General features: G+C 32.4%; 16 protein-coding genes. 4 read left to right on the forward strand and 12 right to left on the reverse strand.

Annotated features, from left to right (window positions below; all coding sequences use genetic code 11):
• Nucleotides 1-134 precede the first annotated feature (134 nt).
• Nucleotides 135-1,235: a DNA-processing protein DprA gene (dprA, locus tag JE46_RS03155; protein WP_031453810.1), complete on the reverse strand. Its 1,101-nt coding sequence runs from the start codon at nucleotides 1,233-1,235 to the stop codon at nucleotides 135-137.
• A 237-nt stretch (nucleotides 1,236-1,472) separates the two neighbouring features.
• Between dprA and JE46_RS03160 the strand changes: the two genes are divergently transcribed.
• Complete coding sequence (locus JE46_RS03160) at nucleotides 1,473-2,435, forward strand: HU domain-containing protein (protein WP_031453811.1); 963 nt, start codon at nucleotides 1,473-1,475, stop codon at nucleotides 2,433-2,435.
• 95 nt (nucleotides 2,436-2,530) lie between these two features.
• Nucleotides 2,531-2,890: a hypothetical protein gene (locus tag JE46_RS03165; RefSeq protein WP_031453812.1), complete on the forward strand. Its 360-nt coding sequence runs from the start codon at nucleotides 2,531-2,533 to the stop codon at nucleotides 2,888-2,890.
• Between the two features lie 40 nt (nucleotides 2,891-2,930).
• Here JE46_RS03165 and JE46_RS03170 read toward each other — a convergent pair whose 3' ends face one another.
• From JE46_RS03170 to JE46_RS03205, 8 genes are all read right to left on the reverse strand, one after another.
• Complete coding sequence (locus tag JE46_RS03170) at nucleotides 2,931-3,695, reverse strand: hypothetical protein (RefSeq protein ID WP_031453813.1); 765 nt, start codon at nucleotides 3,693-3,695, stop codon at nucleotides 2,931-2,933.
• Between the two features lie 47 nt (nucleotides 3,696-3,742).
• The gene (locus JE46_RS03175; protein WP_031453814.1) at nucleotides 3,743-6,022 is read right to left on the reverse strand and encodes a helix-turn-helix domain-containing protein; all 2,280 of its coding nucleotides are present in this window, start codon (nucleotides 6,020-6,022) and stop codon (nucleotides 3,743-3,745) included.
• Nucleotides 6,023-6,122: 100 nt separating this feature from the next.
• Nucleotides 6,123-6,698 (reverse strand): OmpH family outer membrane protein, encoded by a 576-nt coding sequence (locus JE46_RS03180; RefSeq protein WP_031453815.1) that lies wholly within the window; start codon nucleotides 6,696-6,698, stop codon nucleotides 6,123-6,125.
• Between the two features lie 245 nt (nucleotides 6,699-6,943).
• Nucleotides 6,944-7,792, reverse strand: coding sequence for a class I SAM-dependent methyltransferase (locus tag JE46_RS03185; protein WP_031453816.1), 849 nt, complete (start codon nucleotides 7,790-7,792; stop codon nucleotides 6,944-6,946).
• Nucleotides 7,793-7,876: 84 nt separating this feature from the next.
• Complete coding sequence (locus tag JE46_RS03190) at nucleotides 7,877-8,353, reverse strand: hypothetical protein (protein WP_031453817.1); 477 nt, start codon at nucleotides 8,351-8,353, stop codon at nucleotides 7,877-7,879.
• A gap of 153 nt (nucleotides 8,354-8,506) precedes the next feature.
• The gene (gene mnmG, locus JE46_RS03195; protein ID WP_031453818.1) at nucleotides 8,507-10,378 is read right to left on the reverse strand and encodes a tRNA uridine-5-carboxymethylaminomethyl(34) synthesis enzyme MnmG; all 1,872 of its coding nucleotides are present in this window, start codon (nucleotides 10,376-10,378) and stop codon (nucleotides 8,507-8,509) included.
• 407 nt (nucleotides 10,379-10,785) lie between these two features.
• A complete protein-coding gene (ybeY, locus tag JE46_RS03200; RefSeq protein WP_031453819.1) occupies nucleotides 10,786-11,205 on the reverse strand; it encodes an rRNA maturation RNase YbeY in 420 nt (139 codons plus the stop codon).
• On the reverse strand, nucleotides 11,202-14,588 hold the full coding sequence (locus JE46_RS03205) for a DUF4175 family protein (RefSeq protein WP_031453820.1): 3,387 nt from the start codon (nucleotides 14,586-14,588) through the stop codon (nucleotides 11,202-11,204). The genes ybeY and JE46_RS03205 overlap by 4 nt, the downstream gene beginning before the upstream one ends.
• Before the next feature lie 162 nt (nucleotides 14,589-14,750).
• Here JE46_RS03205 and gltX point away from each other — a divergent pair, with 162 nt between their 5' ends.
• Nucleotides 14,751-16,256 (forward strand): glutamate--tRNA ligase, encoded by a 1,506-nt coding sequence (gene gltX / locus JE46_RS03210; RefSeq protein WP_031453821.1) that lies wholly within the window; start codon nucleotides 14,751-14,753, stop codon nucleotides 16,254-16,256.
• 125 nt (nucleotides 16,257-16,381) lie between these two features.
• A complete protein-coding gene (locus tag JE46_RS03215) occupies nucleotides 16,382-17,359 on the forward strand; it encodes an SPFH domain-containing protein (RefSeq protein ID WP_031453822.1) in 978 nt (325 codons plus the stop codon).
• A gap of 25 nt (nucleotides 17,360-17,384) precedes the next feature.
• On the opposite strand, the gene JE46_RS03220 is transcribed toward JE46_RS03215, so the two are convergent.
• From JE46_RS03220 to JE46_RS03230, 3 genes are all read right to left on the reverse strand, one after another.
• Complete coding sequence (locus tag JE46_RS03220) at nucleotides 17,385-17,639, reverse strand: DUF6327 family protein (protein WP_031453823.1); 255 nt, start codon at nucleotides 17,637-17,639, stop codon at nucleotides 17,385-17,387.
• Between the two features lie 3 nt (nucleotides 17,640-17,642).
• On the reverse strand, nucleotides 17,643-17,993 hold the full coding sequence (locus JE46_RS03225; protein WP_031453824.1) for a hypothetical protein: 351 nt from the start codon (nucleotides 17,991-17,993) through the stop codon (nucleotides 17,643-17,645).
• A gap of 118 nt (nucleotides 17,994-18,111) precedes the next feature.
• Complete coding sequence (locus JE46_RS03230) at nucleotides 18,112-18,438, reverse strand: YtxH domain-containing protein (RefSeq protein ID WP_031453825.1); 327 nt, start codon at nucleotides 18,436-18,438, stop codon at nucleotides 18,112-18,114.
• Between the last annotated feature and the right edge of the window lie 305 nt (nucleotides 18,439-18,743).

The raw sequence follows: 18,743 nt of genomic DNA on the forward strand, positions 1-18,743 counted from the left end.
CATTTCGAGATTATTATCCTCACATTAGTTTTTTCAGAAAATTTTATAGTGAATGCCATTTTTTCTGTTCTCTCAATGATCCTATTTTTTACAAATGCTTTCAAGTCACATAAATAAATTATGATCTTTTAAAATCAGATCGCCTCAAACAACTTTCCTGGCAAAGGTCTAATAACGCCTTTTAGTTCCATATTCAATAACATCCCTGAAATTTTATAGATTGGAAATTCACAGTGAAGTGCAATTATATCCAACAATTCCTTTCCATTTTTAAGCAAGTAATCGTAAATTTTTTGCTCGTCTGATTCTAAATCTACAAACAATTGTTTTTGTACCGGTTTTGACTTCTTTTCGATATCCCAGTTGAGCATATAAACCAAATCAGCAGCATTAGTGAGCACATTTGCTTTTTGTGTTTTAATCAATTGATTACAGCCCTGACTATATTTATCTGTGACACGGCCAGGAACGGCAAAAACATCCCGATTGTAGTCATTGGCGAGATTGGCTGTGATAAGCGAACCACCCCTATCAGCAGACTCTATAACGATTGTTGCTTCGCTCATGCCTGCAACTATTCGATTGCGTCGTACAAAATTTTCTTTATCAGGATTAGTAGAACTCCAAAATTCGGTAATGAAACCACCATTTTGTTCCATCTTTGCCATGTATTTTTTATGCGCTTTCGGGTAAATTTGATTTAATCCATGCGCGAGAACTCCAATAGTTTGTAACTCATTTTCCATCGCTAACTGATGTGCCACAATATCAACTCCATACGCAAAACCACTAACAATTACAGGATCAAGCGGAGCCAAATCTTCTATCAGTTTTTTACAGAATTCCGTTCCGTAAGAGGTTATTTGACGTGTACCCACAATACTTATTATTCGTTTGTTTTCTAAATTGATATTTCCGGCCGAAAAAATTAAAACCGGGGCATCAATGCAATGTTTCAGCCTTTCCGGATACTTTTCTTCTTTAAAAAATGAGGTTTGAATATTGTTTTCCTTAATGAATTCTAGTTCCTGATTCGCCTTTTCAAAAACAGATTTATCTTTTAAATTTTTTAGTAATGTTGATCCAACACCATCAATAGCTGCAATTTTATTGGATTTTGTTTTGAAAATTTCTTCAGCGCTTCCAAAATTTGATAATAATTTTTTAGCCATAATATCTCCTACACCTTCAACCCTGAGTAAGGCTAATAAATAAAATAAATCTTGTTCTGTCATGGCTTGTATAATTTTATTGCGGATGATAATTTATAAGTAACTATTTCTTACAAACAAAGATAATTATTTAGAAGTAAATTCGCTCAAAAATAAAATAACCTATATAATGAAAACAATTTGGAAAAATTAATTGTATTTTAAATTGCTGAAAATTAATTATCTATAAATCATACAAATTGTTAATAAAAATTGTGAATAAAATTTTGATAACTATATTGGAGTTATAACTTTGTTACTATGAAAATCGAAACTTACATCGCGCAGTTATTATATCGTTATCAATGTGTAACGGTTCCAGGATTCGGAGCTTTTTTAACCGAAATTCAGTCGGCACAGCTTAATGAAAGCACAAATTCGTTTTTTCCACCTAAGAAAATGGTTTCTTTTAACAGTCAAATCAAAAACAATGATGGTTTACTGGCAAATCATATAGCTAATTCAGAAAAAACATCTTATGGTTTTGCTGTTAGTGCCATTGCTTTTGAAATTTTAAATTGGAAAAAGACCTTAGAAGAGGATGGAATTTTACATTTAAAAAACATTGGTGAAATTCGTCTAAATAGTGATAACAACTTTGTTTTCAGTCCAAACCAACAAAATAATTATTTAACAAGTTCATTTGGATTGAGCCCTTTTGTTTCACCTTTGGTAAAAAGAGAAAATTTCGAGAAAGAAATTCAAAGAATCGAGAAAAAAGAACCTGCAGCTCTATACGCTGACGAAGAAAGAAAATCTTCAAATTGGTATTTAAAATATGCAGCCATATTTGTATTGGGTCTTGGAATTACAGGAAGCATTGGCTATCCTCTGTATCAACAAGAAATTGCAACACAAACCCTAGTTGTTGAAAGTACTGTTCAGAAAAAGGTGCAGAACAAAATTCAGGAAGCTACCTTTATGATTCAAAATCCTTTACCTGCAGTAACGCTATCTGTAGATACTTCAAAAACAGAAGCAGTTGATAAAACAATGCCTTATCACATTATTGCAGGGGCTTTTAGAAGTGAGCAAAACGCTAAAAAAGCATATAACCAATTAATAAAAAATGGGTACGAAGCCAGAATGCTTGGCGAAAATAAACACGGATTATTCCCTGTGTTATATGGAAGTTACGCTACAATGTCTGAAGCTGAAAAAGCACAAAGAGAAATTCGTAAAGCTGAAAATCCTGACGCTTGGATTTTAATCGAAAATTTATAAAGCTTAGAAAAAAATTCATTTGTTTTATTATTCACTTTAGAACTACAAAGATTATGAAGTTTACTATTAGACTATTTATTATTATATGCCTTCTTATGACGTCACAATCTTTTTTTGCACAGGAAACAAGCGTTCCTTCAGAAAAAGCGATTCAGGAAGCTAAAACAGCGGAAGAACATCAAAATAAAATAAATAAAGAGCAGAAAAAAATTGAGAAGCATCAGCGGGAGGTTAATAACGCAGAAAAATCTATTAAGAAAACACAAAAGAAAATAGAAAAACAAAAAGCTGCAAATCAAAAAACTGACAGTCAAATTGCAAGCAGCAAAAATTCTGAAGAAGAAATTCAGAAATTAAAAATAAAGTCAACTAAGCAAAAACTTGAAATTGATAAACTGGAGCTCAAACTATTACAACAGAAAAAAGAATTAGACGAAATTAGAGCCTCTTTTTAATATATAAAAAATCCTATTCTGAACGAATAGGATTTTTTGTTTAACGTGGAACAATTTCAGCGTCCTGAGAAAGAATTATTTTTTTGTTTTGGTAAATAGTCAATCCTGCCGGAGCAGTGCCATTTTCTCGTAGAGGCGATATATGACATTCGTAAATATATTGTCCTTTTTTAAATTCAAATCGATGATTTCCACCATTTCCATCCAAAATCACTTTTCCTTTAGAAATCACCAGATCAGGTTCTTCAGTCATTTTCTTTTTCAAAGGCCAGGAAGCATAACGATAGTTATTATTTCCTAAATCATCTATTCTAATCCTGAATTTACTGGTTTCTAATATACATTCAGGCGCTTTAAACTTAGCTATTGAAGTATGTAATTTCGTTTTCTCTTTAGCGATTATATTACTTTTAAGATCCTTTTCGAATTTGGACTGATAATTTATCGAAATCAGGCGACCGTCGGTATCAATCCATATTGTACCCTGATTCAGCATAATTCCTCTCCAGCCCATTTCTGACCAGTCTTTTTCAGGATCCGATTTTATAATTTCATTCTTCAAGGTCGCATCAAAAATTTCAGAATATCGTTTTACAAACTCTTCTTTACTTTTAATTTCCGGAATTGGATATTCTCTTTTGAACGGATACGAAATCATAGCAGCAAGAGCTTGCTTTTTATCATTTTTTACATTCGAAATAAAGGTTTTAATAAACTTTTGATATTCCGGTTTCAAATCCTGACTTTTAACTAAATTAATTGTAAGTACTGATAGAAACAGGCATATAATTTTTATCTTTTTCATAATCTGTATTGTCTATGTTTTACGTGGAACATTAATTTTAAAGATACTTAATTAATACTGGCTTTAAACATTTTTAATTCATCCCAGGTAAATTCATCACCGTGTTTTTCCTTGAGTCCGTTTAAGGATTCCTCCTGATAAAATTCAAAAGCTTCACGTAAAGCTAAAATCTTGTCATAAGGCAGAACATCAGAAATCTCTATTTTTTTTGCCTGAATAAGCTTTATCAAATGCGTTTCGACAGTTTGAACTGTAAGAGTACGTAAACGGGCTATATCCTGAACAGAATGCTTTTGAATCCATAAGTCGTAAGTTTCCTCCACCGTAGTTTTTTTGGCTGTTTTAGACTCGTTTTTATCCAGCTTTTTTGATGAGTAACGAATTACTGGCTCATCTGCCTTAAAAATGTCAGTATTGCTCATTTTATACTCTTCGCGGATCTTCTCAAGTTTATTTGATTTAAAGTTTTTTATAGCCGATGATGTTAGCTTTTCTTTACAGATGCTTTCACCGGTAACAACAATTTCAATCAATAATTTAGCTTTCATCAAGCGTAAAACAGCTTTAGTCTGCAAATCGTCCAAAAAAGCTAGTTCTTCGTAATATTCTTTTACTTTTTTAAACTTTTGAATTTCAGCCATTTTTTGTAAAATATCAGTCACCAATTTGTCCATAGGCTTAAAGAAATAATCGTAAGCCGCCTCTACCCTTTCTTTGACAAAAAATAAATCTACCGTTTTTTTATTGAAAATTTTGTTAAGCTGATTAATGAATTTCTGCGCAGGATCTATAAGTTGATCAATCGTTTCTAATCGTTTGTGAGCCCAAATTGCATGTTTCGATTTTTCTGAAGCCACAGCATTTTCATTATAACTAAAACGATGATTACGCCATTCCTGCGCTAAATCTGTCCAATTAAAACTGTTTATCAAATAGTTATGAATAAAATTTTTGGTTTCGAAATGCAATGATTTTTGTAAAATGTCTTCAGTAGCTTTATTCAAAGCATAATCCATTACATCCTGATCGTTAGAAATACCATTCATCTGCATCGGAGAAAGCAAAATAAGCCCGTTTAAGGAACGCAAACGAGATAATGCAACATAGGCTTGTCCGGGAAGAAAAACTTGCGATACGTCGAGCGCAGCTTTGTCAAAAGTTAAGCCCTGACTTTTATGAACCGTAATTGCCCAGGCTAATTTTAGAGGATAATGTGCATAAGTGCCTAAAACCTCCTCTTCAATCTCTTTTGTAAGTTCGTTTACTTTATAACGGATATTTTTCCATTCATATTTTTCAACTTCGATGGTTTTATTCTCTTCAGGAAAATGGACAAAGATTTCTTCCGGAGAAAGTGATTTGATGACGCCCATTTTTCCATTGAAATAGCGCTTTTCAAACGATAAATCGTTTTTTACAAACATTACCTGTGCACCTACTTTCAGTTTCAGATTTTCTTCAACAGGAAATATTTTTTCAGGAAAATCACTAACAATAAATGGTAGATAAGAGTATTCATTTCCTGCTAAATCATTTATTGACTGTTCATTGATAGAATCTGCTTTTGCATTATGCGTTGTTAAAGTAATATAACCAGGATTATTTTTTAAATCAAAATCGGGCTTCACATATTGGTTTAAAAACTGAACATCCTGTGGAGAAATCTGATTATTCCGCAAATTATTCAAAACCGAGATAAAAGAGTCATCCGTTTGGCGGTAAATCTTAGATAATTCAATATAAAGCGGCGGGTTTTGCTGAATTACATGCGAATGAAAAAAGAATTTTCCTTTGTAATAATTACGCAAAGTTCGCCATTCTTCATCCCTAATTACGGGAGGTAATTGTAATAAATCGCCAATAAAAAGCACCTGAACTCCACCAAAAGCGTGTGAATTTCTGCGAACAGTCTGCATCATAAAATCTATTGCATCCAGTAAATCAGCGCGTAACATACTGACTTCATCAATAATTAGCAACTCCATGTTTTTGATTACATTTCGCTTCACATTGTTCATTTTGAAATGCCTGCGTAAAGACTCTTTATTCTCAAATTTCACAGTATCAGTAAATTGAGGATTTGCTTCATAAGACGGAATAAAGGCCGAAAATGGCAGCTGAAACATAGAATGAATGGTAACACCACCGGCATTTAAGGCCGCAATACCGGTTGGTGCCACAACTACAGTATTTTTGTGTGTCGTGGCTATTATTTCGCGCAAAAGCGTAGTCTTTCCCGTTCCGGCTTTACCCGTCAAGAATATCGATTTCTGCGTTTGATTGATGAATTGTAAAGTGTAAGCTGCTGCTTCTGAAACGTTTTGCATTGGGCGTATATTGAAAACTAAAAGTATCGCATTTTTATAAATAAAAAAACCTAAATCTGTTAATAGATTTAGGTTTTAAAATAGTTAGTTATTTTGGTTGTTATTTCTTAGCCTCTTCTTTAGTTGCAGCTTTGTCATCTGCTTTTGGCTCAGCCTTGTATTTATCGTTCAAAGCTTTGATAATTTCTTTTGTAATGTCATATTTATCTTCAGCATACAAAACAGTTGCAGCATCACCTGTACCGTAGATATAAGAATATCCGTTTTTCTTGCCATAATCTTTTATGAATTTTTTCACTCCGCTTACAAGAGAATCCATTTCAACTCCGCTTTCTTGTTGCAGTTGCTGAGCTAATTGCTGTTGAGCATAACCCAATTGTTGTTCTCTCTTTTGTAATTCAGCACCTCTTTGTTGTGCCCAGGCCTGACCGTTAGCCTGTGCCTGACTTTGAAAATTAGCAGCATCTTGTTTGAAACGATTTATCTCAGCTTGCAGTTGTCTTCCTTTTTCTTCTGATTGTGCTTTGTATTTTGCTTCAAGGTCTTTTGCTTCAGTGTACTCTTTCATCAAAACCGAAGTATCTACGTAAGCTGTTTTTACTTCCTTTACTTCAGCTGTTTTATTACATGAAACAACTAAAACCGAAAGCGCGATAATTACTAATGCTTTTTTCATTTTCTGAATTTTCTATTTTTTATGTATGAAAGACAAAAATATAAAAAAATAAATAGCATAGACATAAAGTTCAAAAAATGCTATAATTTTATCATATTAGTTTTATTTATGGACTAAAAATCAACAATAAGATATCACTATTGAAAGCGGCTTTCATATCTTTTCTTAGAGCAGTTTTCTCAAAAAAGACAACACAAACCCTCACATTGTTTAAGAAAACGCTTTAAATAAGCTTATTTTACGTTTTAGCTGTTTTTTAAGACATAAATGTGAGATGAATACTCTTTTGTTGAAGACGCTTTTAAATTTGATCGTAAACCGATAAAAAATGCGCTAATGAAATTCATTTTTCCTGTTTTATACTTTTCTGACAAAAGACTCACATAAAAAGAATCAAATTTCATCGGAAGTACTTTTTCCAATTTCATGTCTACTTTTTCGAACAGCGATTTTATTGCTTTTTTCGAGAAATGCCAAAAATGAATCGGTACATCAAAAGCTGCCCAAAATTCTCCATAATGTTTTGCATCGTAGGATTTGAAATTTGGAACCGCAACAATTAATGTTCCAGTTGGCTTTAATAAACGCTTCAATTCCTGGATTTGCAATTCTAAATTTGGAACGTGTTCCAAAACATGCCACATCGTAATTACGTCAAAAGAATTATTTTCAAGTTCGCTGATTTCTTCTACAAATGAAATTCCTTTTCCTCTTGCAATTTCTTTTGCTCTTACGCTTGGTTCTACTCCAACCGTTTCCCAGCCATCATTTTTTGCAGTTAATAAAAAATCTCCGGTTCCGGCTCCAATATCTAAAATTTTTCCTTTTTGAGATTGTTCTGAATTAATCAGATTCAGTTTATTTTTTAGCGCTATGTTTTTTACAAAATGATACGCTTTTTCAAAAACAGAACGTTTGTTATCTGTGTGCGAAATATAATCTTCGCTTTCGTAATATCTTCCAAGATTTTCCAAATCCGGCTGCGGAGATGTAATCAGCATATCCAGATTTTCATCATAATACAAATCGAAAATTTCTTTTGAAACTGAATGGTCTTTTACAGTCAGAAAATGTTTTTTGTTTAAAACGTCCATTTTTAAATTATAGGTATTTTGGTTTAATTTCATAGTAAACCCTAAAAGTAAAATTTCACTTTTAGGGTTTCTCTTTCTTAATATTTATATTTTCTTTTCAGCTTTCCAATTAATTTTTACAGCTGATAATTTTTCATTTTCAATTCGTATTTCCGGAATAATTGTAAAACCATTTTTGAAATAAAACTGCATCGGAGATTTATAAAATAATCCATTTTGTTTTACGTCATTTTCTCCATCGCTTACCCATCCATTCAAGCTATTGTTTTTGCTTTTAATTAAATTAATCAAAAGAGAACCGTTTCCTTTCCCCTGAAATTTATGATTCAAAATTAATCCAAACCAATCTTCATTTTCTCTTAAAAAAGTATAAGCCCAACCATTAATTTTATTTTCATCATCAAGCAGCAAATAATGTTTTGTATTTAAAAGACCGTTTAAGTACAATTCAAAATCCTGCATCGTTTTGCAATTTAATCGTGCCGGATATTCCTCGTTCCAGAGTTCTCTCAAAACTTTTTTTTCTTCTTCAGATAAAATCTCTTTACTAATGATTTTCATTAAAATTAAATTCAGTGTTTCACGTGGAACAAATTTAAAGTTGTTTCAGGTTTTCTTTGTTTCAGGTTTCAAGTTTCACATGGAACGAGAAACAAATAAAAACAAGTTTCAGATTCCAACAAAATTTGAAACCTGAAACTTGAAACATTTATTTTATCTTCCCATATAAATCAAAAGCACTGAAATATCACTCGGAGAAACTCCGCTGATTCTTGATGCCTGAGAAATTGTAATCGGACGAATTTTACTTAATTTTTGTTTCGCTTCGATTGACATAGATTTAATTTTATTATAGTCGAAATTTTCAGGTATTTTCACTTCTTCTAAACGAGTAAGTTTGTCTGCATTATTTCTTTCCTTTTCGATATAACCAGAATATTTAACCTGGATTTCGGCCTGCTCTAAAATTTCCTGATCAAGATCATTTTCTTCAGCATAAGCTTTCACTTTTTCAAATTTCATCATATCCTCCAAATCTAATTGCGGACGTGAAAAAACTTTAAACATTTTATCACCCTGAGAAATTGGTGCACTATCTTTCGCTTCTAAAATCGGATTCGTTTCTGCTACCGAAACACTTGTTTCTTTAAAGAACTGAACCATCTTTTCAGACTCATTTAATTTACGTTCCATTCTGCGCAAACGAGCTTCAGAAGCTAAACCAATTTCATGCGACATTGGTGTCAATCTGAAATCGGCATTATCTTGTCGCAACAATGTTCTATATTCTGCTCTTGATGTAAACATACGATAAGGTTCTTCTGTTCCTTTCGTAATTAAGTCGTCAATCAAAACTCCGATATAGGCTTCATCACGTTTTAAAATTAACGGCGCTTTTTCATGCACTTTTAAATGCGCATTTATTCCGGCCATCAAACCTTGCGAAGCTGCTTCTTCATATCCTGTTGTTCCATTTATTTGTCCGGCAAAATATAATCCTTCAACTAACTTCGTTTCCAAAGTATGTTTCAATTGTGTTGGCGGAAAATAATCATATTCGATTGCATAACCCGGACGAAGAAATTTTACATTCTCAAAACCGGCAACCGAACGCAATGCTTTAAATTGAATATCTTCGGGAAGCGAAGTTGAAAATCCATTAACGTAAACCTCACAAGTTTTCCATCCTTCCGGTTCAACAAATAATTGATGTCTTTCTTTATCTGCAAAACGATTTATCTTATCCTCAATCGAAGGACAATATCTCGGACCGATACTTTTTATTCTTCCGTTGAACATTGGAGAACGATCAAATCCTGATCTCAAAATATCATGAACATCCAATGACGTGTATGTCATGTGACAAGATCTTTGTTCGGTCAATGGAACGGTCAAATCAGAATACGAAAACTTATCCGGTTTCGTATCTCCTTTTTCTTCGTTCATTTTAGAATAATCCAAAGAACGTCCATCGACTCTCGGCGGCGTTCCTGTTTTCATTCTTCCAGATTCAAAACCTACAGCAACCAAATCTTCGGTAATTCCGAAAGCGGCACTTTCGCCCGCTCTTCCCCCACCGAATTGTTTGTCTCCAATATGAATCAATCCGTTCAAAAAAGTTCCGTTTGTCAGGACAACAGATTTCGAACGAATCTCAACTTCAAGCGAAGTTCTGATTCCTTTTATCTTTCCATTCTCGATAATCAGACCTTTTACCATCTCTTGGTAAAAATCTAAATTTGGAGTTCCCTCCAACATCATTCTCCATTCTTCAGCAAAACGCATTCGATCACTTTGAACTCTCGGCGACCACATTGCTGGACCTTTCGATTTATTCAACATCTTAAACTGAATTGCCGTTCTGTCTGAAACAATTCCGGAGTAACCTCCAAGCGCATCAATCTCACGAACGATCTGTCCTTTTGCAATTCCTCCCATCGCTGGGTTACAAGACATCTGTGCAATGTTCTGCAAACTCATTGTAACCAATAAAGTTTTTGATCCCAAATTTGCAGCCGCAGCTGCAGCTTCAGATCCTGCATGGCCGGCACCGACCACAATAACATCGTATTCTTCTAAAAACATTTTGTTTTATTATTCTCTGGAAACCGGTTAAGTCAGTTCTCAGAATTAACATTCTTTATCTTGTTTCAGGTTTCAAATTTACCCCTGAACTATGTTCCACGTGAAACATATATTTTATCTCCATTATTTATATTTCATCTTTTCGGTAAACCTGAGACATGTTCCACGTGAAACATTTTTATCACTTTCTGATTTACTAACTACGAATTAAAACTGTTTCACGTGGAACAACGAACTAATTAACCTTTAAACATGAAATAAAGATTTCGTGTTCCACGTGGAACGAATTCAACAAAAACTTAAAACTTAAAAAACGTTCCACGTGGAACGTTTAATTGTTGATATAAAATTTAAAACAGTGTTTCACGTGGAACATAAACTCTAAACTTTAAAAAGAGATGTTTAAGTTAAAGTTTCACGTGGAACATCGCTATTTTTTCATCTTCTTTGGAACGCATTAACTCAGCATCGGCATCTGTTTTATCTTTGTACCCACAATAATGTAAAATACCATGAGCTAAAACTCGTTTCAATTCTTCATCAAAAGAAACATTAAAATCCTTTGCATTGTCTTTTACTCTTTCTACAGAAACAAAAATATCTCCGTTTAATTCGTTTCCAACTGTATAATCAAAACTGATAATATCTGTTAATGTATCGTGATCCAGATATTCAACATTGATCTTATGGAGATATTCATCATCACAAAAAATGTAATTTATCTCTCCTTCGTTTTTCTTTTCAGAAACAATTACAGCGCTCAACCAATCAGTAAGGGCTTCTTCGTTTTCTAAATTAAAATCTGTTTCGTAATTAAAATTGATCATTTTGTATTAAAATATTCTTGAACCTTTTGGTTGAAATTTGAGCGCAAAGGTAGCGATTGTCTATTTAAAATCTCTACACTATTTAAATAATCCAATAATGAGCTTGGCAACGCATTACTTCTATTAGTAAATTCAGCCTTGTTTGTTTCTGATTGACGCTTCGTATCCTGACCTTGTTGCTGAACTGCATTATTTAATTTTAATAATTCTTGTTGGATATTTAAGATTCTTTGCAGGTTCTCATTCTTAAATCCTTTATTCAAAAGTTGCTTTTCAGATTGTTTCATTTGTTCAATAACAGATCTTCCCTGAGAATCTAATCCTTTTTTAGCTAACTCTTTTTGCAACTCTTCACGAAGTTTAACTTGCTCTTTGTAAATCTCCATTATCTTTTCAGCGTCCCCTTCTCCATCTTCTCCTTCATTATTATTCTTTTCTCCTTTCCCATTTTTCCCATCTTTACCAGATTGTCCATTTTTGCCTTGTCCATTTTGAGATTGGCCCGATTTTCCACCTTGTCCTTGTCCTGGTTTTTCTCCCGGTTTATCACCTGGTTTTTCTCCCGGTTTTTCTCCTTGCTTCATTCCTTCTTTCATTTTATCAGCTAATCCTTTTTGCTTTTGAATAATATCCGGCAATTGCATTCCTTGTCCGTCTCCTGGTTTTGGTTTTCCTACGCCCGGTTTAGACATAGACATCTGCATGTTATTTAATAAATCACTCAAAAAGTCAGCTAACTTATTGGCAGAGGAAACTGCATATTGTTGGTGCGAAACTCCTTTTGGAACCTGAACGTCTGTCAAAGATTCAATGGCCTTGTCTACATTATATTGTACATTTCCAATTTCCTTAGTTACATCTTCTGCTACTTTTGGGTTACGTAAAGACAAAGCAAACAAACTATCGTCGACATGTTTAAATTGTTGTTTTAAATTCTGTTGTACTTTAATGTTCTTCGTATATATAGAAGAACCAAGTTTCATGGATTTAAATTGTTTCATTACATTTTCCTGAGATAATGAATAAGCCAGCAAATTATCCAGAATTTGACGAAGCATTGCTACATCTTCTTCCAGTTGTTCTTGTTCTCCACCTTCCATACTGGAGTCCATTTGTTGAGCCATACTCTTCATTTTCTTAGAAGCGCTTTTCTGTTTTTGCTTAGCCGAAGAAGTGTTTTTTTTATTCAATTCATCAGATGCTTTTTGTAAATCATCTTTCAAATCTTTTTCTTTAGAAGCATCAGAAGGAATATCCAAAGGAGATTTTAACGTTTTGTTTTCCTCTTTTAAGTCTTTTAAATCTTCCTGAATTTTATCAAAAGCTTTATTAATTTCTTCCTGCTTGTCCTGAGTGTTTTCTTTTTCTTTATTAGAAAGCTGTTCCTGTTTTTCTGCCAGTTTATTTAATTTCTCAGCAACCTGCCCTGCTTTCTTTTCTACATAAAAACGTTTGGTCAATTCAACTAATTGTTCTAAATTTCTGGATTGATTTTTACTGATTTGTTTGAATTTTTCCATTTTATCAAACAACTCTTCGCTGTTTAATTTATCATTTAAGTTCTTTAGTTCGTCTAATAATTTTTGATTTTTCTCTAAATCCTTATCAGCATTCTCTAAACGCTTTTGTAAATCTTCTGCTGTTTTATCCTTTTTATCATCTTTGAATTTATCCAGATTCTTATTCATTTTCTCAGCAAACTGTTTCATCATTTCGTCTTGTTGTTTCTGACGTTTAATAAAATCATTAATCTTTTGCTGGTCTTTAAATTCCAGATTATCTTTTTCTTTTCCTGTATTCTGGATTTTATCCATTTCAGAAATTTGCTTGGTTTGATTTTTTAATGATTTAGATAAACCATTTATGTTTTGATTTTGCTGTTCCAATTCCAAATCATGAACTTCATCAGTGGTAGAAACTCTGTCTGAAAAAACAGAAGACTTAGTACGCTTAAAACCATGTGGTGCATCGTTATCAAAAACTTCAAAATAGTATTCATAAGATACTCCTTCTTCTACAGGTAAATTACTTGGGAAAGAAAAAACGAACTGATCGAACACAGCTTGCTTTACCGGAATAGTTCCACGCTTTGCCGTTTGTGGTTTGTTGCGCTCGTAGAAAACTACTTGCAATTTTGATAATCCGTAGTCATCTCCTAATCTTCCTAAGACATAATTTTTATCTAATTTCAAACTGTCCGGAGCTGGTGCAACTGTAATTGTTGGATGCTGATCTTTGATAACAGACAGCTGATAATCCAGTTTTTCATAGTTTTTAACCTTCTTATTAGAAGTAAGAATTTGATATTCTGTATTTTGAGCGATATTTTTACTCAATTTAAACTCATTTTCAGCTTTATTAAACTTCAAAGTTGCGTTTTCATCCTTCCAAACAATCTCCTGAGTCGACTGTGTATTCATTTTCCAGGTTACCAAAGTACCTTCAGGAACGATTGCATTTCCGGTTCCCTGAATAGTTTCTGATTTCTTTTTTAAGTAAGAAGGAAAATTCAAAACCATTTCGAAGTTGGTAATTGATGGAACCGTGATAACTTTTAATTCATATTCTTGAGAGGAAACTGAATTTCCTTCAAAAGAAAATGAAACATTATCAACTGGTTTTTCAATTTTGAATTCGAACTTTCCTGGTTGAGAAGATTCCATAAAATAACTTTCATCACCAATGTGAATCATGACATTTTCGGGAATGATGTTTCCAACAGATTCCATTTTTACAACAAAATCTTTGTTCTGTTCTGTTTGTAAATTTTGATTTAGAACTACAAATTTGAAAGGCGCCGGAGGTAAAAATGTAGCATTAAAATGCACTACTCTATTTAAACTTTGAGAAATAATATTGCTGTTTCCTGAAATATAAAACACTACAAAAAGTAAAATTGGAATAATTGCTAATGGCAAATACTTTCTGTTTGAATTAAAATTGATGGCATTGCTGAACGGAATTGGCTGCAATGAATTTGCTTTTTGCTCTATAGAAGCCAACATCAACTCTGAACTTTCTGCTGAATTCTCAGAAGCCGAAAGCTGTAAAAAGTTCGTTAGTTTATCACTTACTTCTGTAAAATGATTTCCAATAATAGCCGAAGCCTGATTATAATCAATTCCTTTTTGAAGTTTGAACAACTTAAATATTGGAAACAGAATAAATCGAAACAAAAGAAAAACTTCTACTCCTATAAAAACCCAAAATAAAAGTGTTCTTCCGAAAGGTTTTAACCAAAGGAAATACTCAATAAAAAGCGTAAATAAAAAATACAAAAGTCCAAAACCGGTAAAAAGAAGTATTCCTTTTATCAATTCATTCGTATAATATTTTTTAATAAAAGCTTCCAGCTTTTGATATATGGCAGACGTTGTTTTCAAAATGAATCTGTTTGATTTATAACCTATAAAAGTAGTAATTTTAATTAGAAAATGACCAATTAGAAAATTAGTCAATTAAGCTACAAACAAGACATTATCTCATTATACACATTTTCTAATTTTCTAATTCAGAGTTGTATCTTTGCATCAAAATTTAAACAAATGTCAAAGCAAGTTCGTGTGCGTTTTGCACCAAGTCCAACAGGACCTTTACATATTGGCGGCGTTCGTACTGCCTTATTTAATTATTTATTTGCCAAAAAAAACAATGGTGTTTTTTATCTAAGAATTGAAGATACAGATCAAACGCGTTTTGTTCCGGGAGCTGAAGCTTATATTATGGAAGCTTTGGAATGGTTAGGAATTGCTCCTGAAGAAACCGTTGGGAAAAATGAAAAATTTGGTCCGTATAGACAAAGTGATCGTGCAGCATTATACCAACAATATGCAGATCAGCTGATCAATTCTGGTTGGGCGTATTATGCTTTTGATACTCCGGAAGCTTTGGATGCTCATAGAAAACAGCACGAAGCTGAAGGAAAAACATTTATATATAATCATCACAATCGTGAAAAATTAGATACTTCATTAATAATTTCTTCTGAAGAAACTGCTAAAAGAATTGCAAATGGAGAACATTATGTAATCCGTTTTAAAACTCCGATTGATGAAACTTTACATTTAAAAGATATCATTCGTGGCGATGTTAAGTTCGAAACTAATCTACTTGATGATAAAGTTTTGTTTAAAAGTGACGGAATGCCAACGTACCATTTAGCTAATATTGTTGATGATCATTTGATGGAAACTTCACATGTAATTCGTGGTGAAGAATGGTTACCCTCTATGCCACTTCACGTTTTATTGTACAGAGCTTTTGGCTGGGATGCTCCGGAATTTGCACATTTACCTTTGATTTTAAAACCTGTTGGAAATGGTAAATTATCTAAAAGAGATGGTGATAAATTAGGATTTCCTGTGTTTCCTCTTGAATGGAAAACGGAAGAAAGTATTTCGTCCGGTTACAGAGAGAACGGATTTTTTCCGGAAGCAGTTATAAATTTTCTTGCTCTTTTAGGATGGAATGACGGAACTGATAAGGAATTATTTTCATTAGAAGAATTGGTGGAAGCTTTTGACTTAAACCGTGTTCATAAATCCGGAGCAAAATTTGATCCTGAAAAAAACAAATGGTTCAATCATCAATATCTTATCAAACAAAATGATGCTGATTTAGCAAAGAGCTTCTCTCCTATTTTAGCAGAAAAAGGTGTTGACATTTCTAAATATGACGTTACAAGAATTGTTTCGTTGATTAAAGAAAGAGCACATTTCGTTTCTGAATTTTGGGATTTAACTGATTTCTTTTTCCAGGCTCCAACATCTTATGATGAAAAAGCAAGTAAAAACTGGAAAGAAGATACACCGGCTTTAATGCAGGAATTGATTTCAACGCTAGAATATATTGATGGTTTTGATTCCGCAAATATCGAAGCAATTGTAAAAGACTGGTTAACTAAAAACCAAATTGGAATGGGCAAAGTAATGCAGCCTTTCCGTTTAAGTTTAGTTGGAGCTTTAAAAGGCCCTCACCTATTTGACATTGTTGAAATCATCGGGAAAGAAGAAACTATATCTAGGATTCAGAAGGCAATAAGTTCTTTGTAAAAAAATATACTTTCAAAATATAAACGCTAAGTAACATTAATAAAATGTTCTTAGCGTTTTTTTTATATTCAAACCCGAAGAAATTTCGTAATTTACCGCACCTAAAAACTTAAATCAATATCACTATGAGTATCCCATTCATTATCATTTTTGTAATTGCATTCTTTATTTTCCTATCGTCATTCTTTACAGTAAAACAACAATCCTCTGTAATTATCGAAAGATTTGGAAAATTTCAGAGTGTTAGAAATTCAGGTTTGCAACTTAAAATTCCGGTTGTTGACAGAATTGCAGGACGTGTAAATCTTAAGATTCAACAATTAGATGTTATCATTGAAACCAAAACCAAAGACAACGTTTTTATCAAAATGAAAGTTTCTGTTCAGTTTAAAGTGATTCAGGAAAGCGTGTATGAAGCTTTTTATAAACTTGAATATCCGCATGATCAAATAACTTCTTATGTATTTGATGTGGTTCGTGCCGAAGTTCCAAAACTAAAATTAGATGATGTTTTTGAAAGAAAAGATGATATCGCAGTTGCTGTAAAACGTGAATTAAACGAAGCAATGTCTACTTATGGATATGATATTATCAATACTTTGGTTACTGATATTGATCCTGATATCCAGGTAAAAAATGCCATGAACAGAATCAACGCTGCCGACAGAGAAAAAACGGCTGCAGAATTTGAAGCTGAAAGTTCAAGAATCAGAATTGTTGCAAAAGCAAAAGCTGAGGCTGAAAGTAAACGTTTACAAGGTCAGGGTATTGCAGATCAGCGTCGTGAAATTGCACGAGGTTTAGTAGAAAGTGTTGAAGTTTTGAATAATGTGGGAATTAATTCTCAGGAAGCTTCTGCCTTAATTGTGGTTACGCAACATTATGATACACTGCAGGCAATTGGAGCTGATGCAAATTCAAATTTAATTTTGTTACCAAATTCTCCACAGGCAGGAAGTGACATGCTGAACAATATGGTGGCTTCATTCTCAGCATCTAACCAAGTTGGGGAAATGATGAAGAAAAACAATAAAAAAGTGGAGAAACCAAAACCAATACAACCACAAAGCGGTTATGAAGATGATATAACTCCAGAAAATTAATAAATATCAAAAACGAAAAAGAGGCTCAATTGCCTCTTTTTTTATTTATAAACCAACCGATTATATAAGGTAAAATCGATTGAAAAATACTTCCATAAGAATTTGAAAGGTAATCTTTGAATGAAGAAAAAATGCCATTCATAACATTTTGTGGTGTAATACTTTCTTTAGTTTTTTGAAAACTTAAAACCAATTTCTGATAATTGATTTCTTTTTCGAGTTTCAAAATTTCAAGATCTTTTTCTATTTCAGCATACGATGAGTATTTTTTTACTTCCATAAATTAATCGTTAAAAAAGATTTCTGAAAATTTCTCTAAAATCGGACCTTCAACAAACTTATCTTTTATAAAGAAAAGTAAAATTGTAAACACAAAATAGATCCCTCCTACTGCTAAAAATCCGAGTGCATTACTTTCGAATAAAGATCCAAAAGCATAAGCAGCAGCAAAAGATCCAAAAATCATTACCATACTAAAACATAATAAAATCAACGTAAACTTAAATATTAAAGTTGTTGATTTCATTGCTACTTTAAAACCCCATAATTTATAATAAGCTAAATTACTGTCAATATAAGCTTTAGTATTTTCCTGTATATTCTCTGTATTTTCTTTTAATTCTTCAAAAGCCATAATTTTAAATTTCATTAAAAAAGAAACACAAAACAAACTGATTACAAATTGAATATCAAATATTATAAAAAATATTATATAAACTATAAATCAGGTATGCTTTGTGTTGCTTGGATTATTACTTTTGATATTTAGCGTTTTGCGTTTTCAAATCAGCTAGTTTAGATTCTAAAAAAGAAATAACTTCTTCTGTTTTATGGCTTACATTTGAAAGTAATTCATCAAAAGTTCCATCAAGATTCTCTGTAGCACTTGCAAATTTTTCACGCAAAACTTCTGAACTTGCTTCTAAGGAGTCTTTTAAATTGTTGGCAGTATCTCCCAGATTTTCTTTAATTTTTGCTCTTGTGTTTGAGCCTTTATCAGGAGCTAACAAAATTCCTATCGCTGCACCTACAGCTGCACCGGCTAAAATTGCTGCAATCGTATTTGAATTGTTTGACATAATATTAAAATTTAAAGTGATTAATAAAGATACTCTTTTCTGAATTATAAAATTTCATATTTGACCTTTAGATAAAAATACTGACTTTATAAACAATTGAATGTTAACAACCCGTTAAACTGACAAATTTGAGGTTAAAAATTAAAATTAAGCCATTAAATCAATAATAATTCAAAAGATGATTAATATGATAAAAGAAATTAAAAGTGGTCTTAAAATTAATTTATGGAGGCTAATTTTAATTATAATAAACTATGTATTTTAAAAATATGATAGTTTTTATAAATAATAATTAAAATATTAAA

The organism is Flavobacterium chungangense LMG 26729, assembly GCF_000735715.2.
GTDB classification, from domain to species: Bacteria; Bacteroidota; Bacteroidia; order Flavobacteriales; family Flavobacteriaceae; genus Flavobacterium; species Flavobacterium chungangense.

Bases quoted from the DNA above. Each gene is read 5' to 3' on its own strand.
- dprA (WP_031453810.1), bottom strand. From the start codon at position 1,235: ATGACAGAACAAGATTTATTTTATTTATTAGCCTTACTCAGGGTTGAA.
- JE46_RS03160 (WP_031453811.1), top strand. From the start codon at position 1,473: ATGAAAATCGAAACTTACATCGCGCAGTTATTATATCGTTATCAATGT.
- JE46_RS03165 (WP_031453812.1), top strand. From the start codon at position 2,531: ATGACGTCACAATCTTTTTTTGCACAGGAAACAAGCGTTCCTTCAGAA.
- JE46_RS03170 (WP_031453813.1), bottom strand. From the start codon at position 3,695: ATGAAAAAGATAAAAATTATATGCCTGTTTCTATCAGTACTTACAATT.
- JE46_RS03175 (WP_031453814.1), bottom strand. From the start codon at position 6,022: ATGCAAAACGTTTCAGAAGCAGCAGCTTACACTTTACAATTCATCAAT.
- JE46_RS03180 (WP_031453815.1), bottom strand. From the start codon at position 6,698: ATGAAAAAAGCATTAGTAATTATCGCGCTTTCGGTTTTAGTTGTTTCA.
- JE46_RS03185 (WP_031453816.1), bottom strand. From the start codon at position 7,792: ATGGACGTTTTAAACAAAAAACATTTTCTGACTGTAAAAGACCATTCA.
- JE46_RS03190 (WP_031453817.1), bottom strand. From the start codon at position 8,353: ATGAAAATCATTAGTAAAGAGATTTTATCTGAAGAAGAAAAAAAAGTT.
- mnmG (WP_031453818.1), bottom strand. From the start codon at position 10,378: ATGTTTTTAGAAGAATACGATGTTATTGTGGTCGGTGCCGGCCATGCA.
- ybeY (WP_031453819.1), bottom strand. From the start codon at position 11,205: ATGATCAATTTTAATTACGAAACAGATTTTAATTTAGAAAACGAAGAA.
- gltX (WP_031453821.1), top strand. From the start codon at position 14,751: ATGTCAAAGCAAGTTCGTGTGCGTTTTGCACCAAGTCCAACAGGACCT.
- JE46_RS03215 (WP_031453822.1), top strand. From the start codon at position 16,382: ATGAGTATCCCATTCATTATCATTTTTGTAATTGCATTCTTTATTTTC.
- JE46_RS03220 (WP_031453823.1), bottom strand. From the start codon at position 17,639: ATGGAAGTAAAAAAATACTCATCGTATGCTGAAATAGAAAAAGATCTT.
- JE46_RS03225 (WP_031453824.1), bottom strand. From the start codon at position 17,993: ATGGCTTTTGAAGAATTAAAAGAAAATACAGAGAATATACAGGAAAAT.
- JE46_RS03230 (WP_031453825.1), bottom strand. From the start codon at position 18,438: ATGTCAAACAATTCAAATACGATTGCAGCAATTTTAGCCGGTGCAGCT.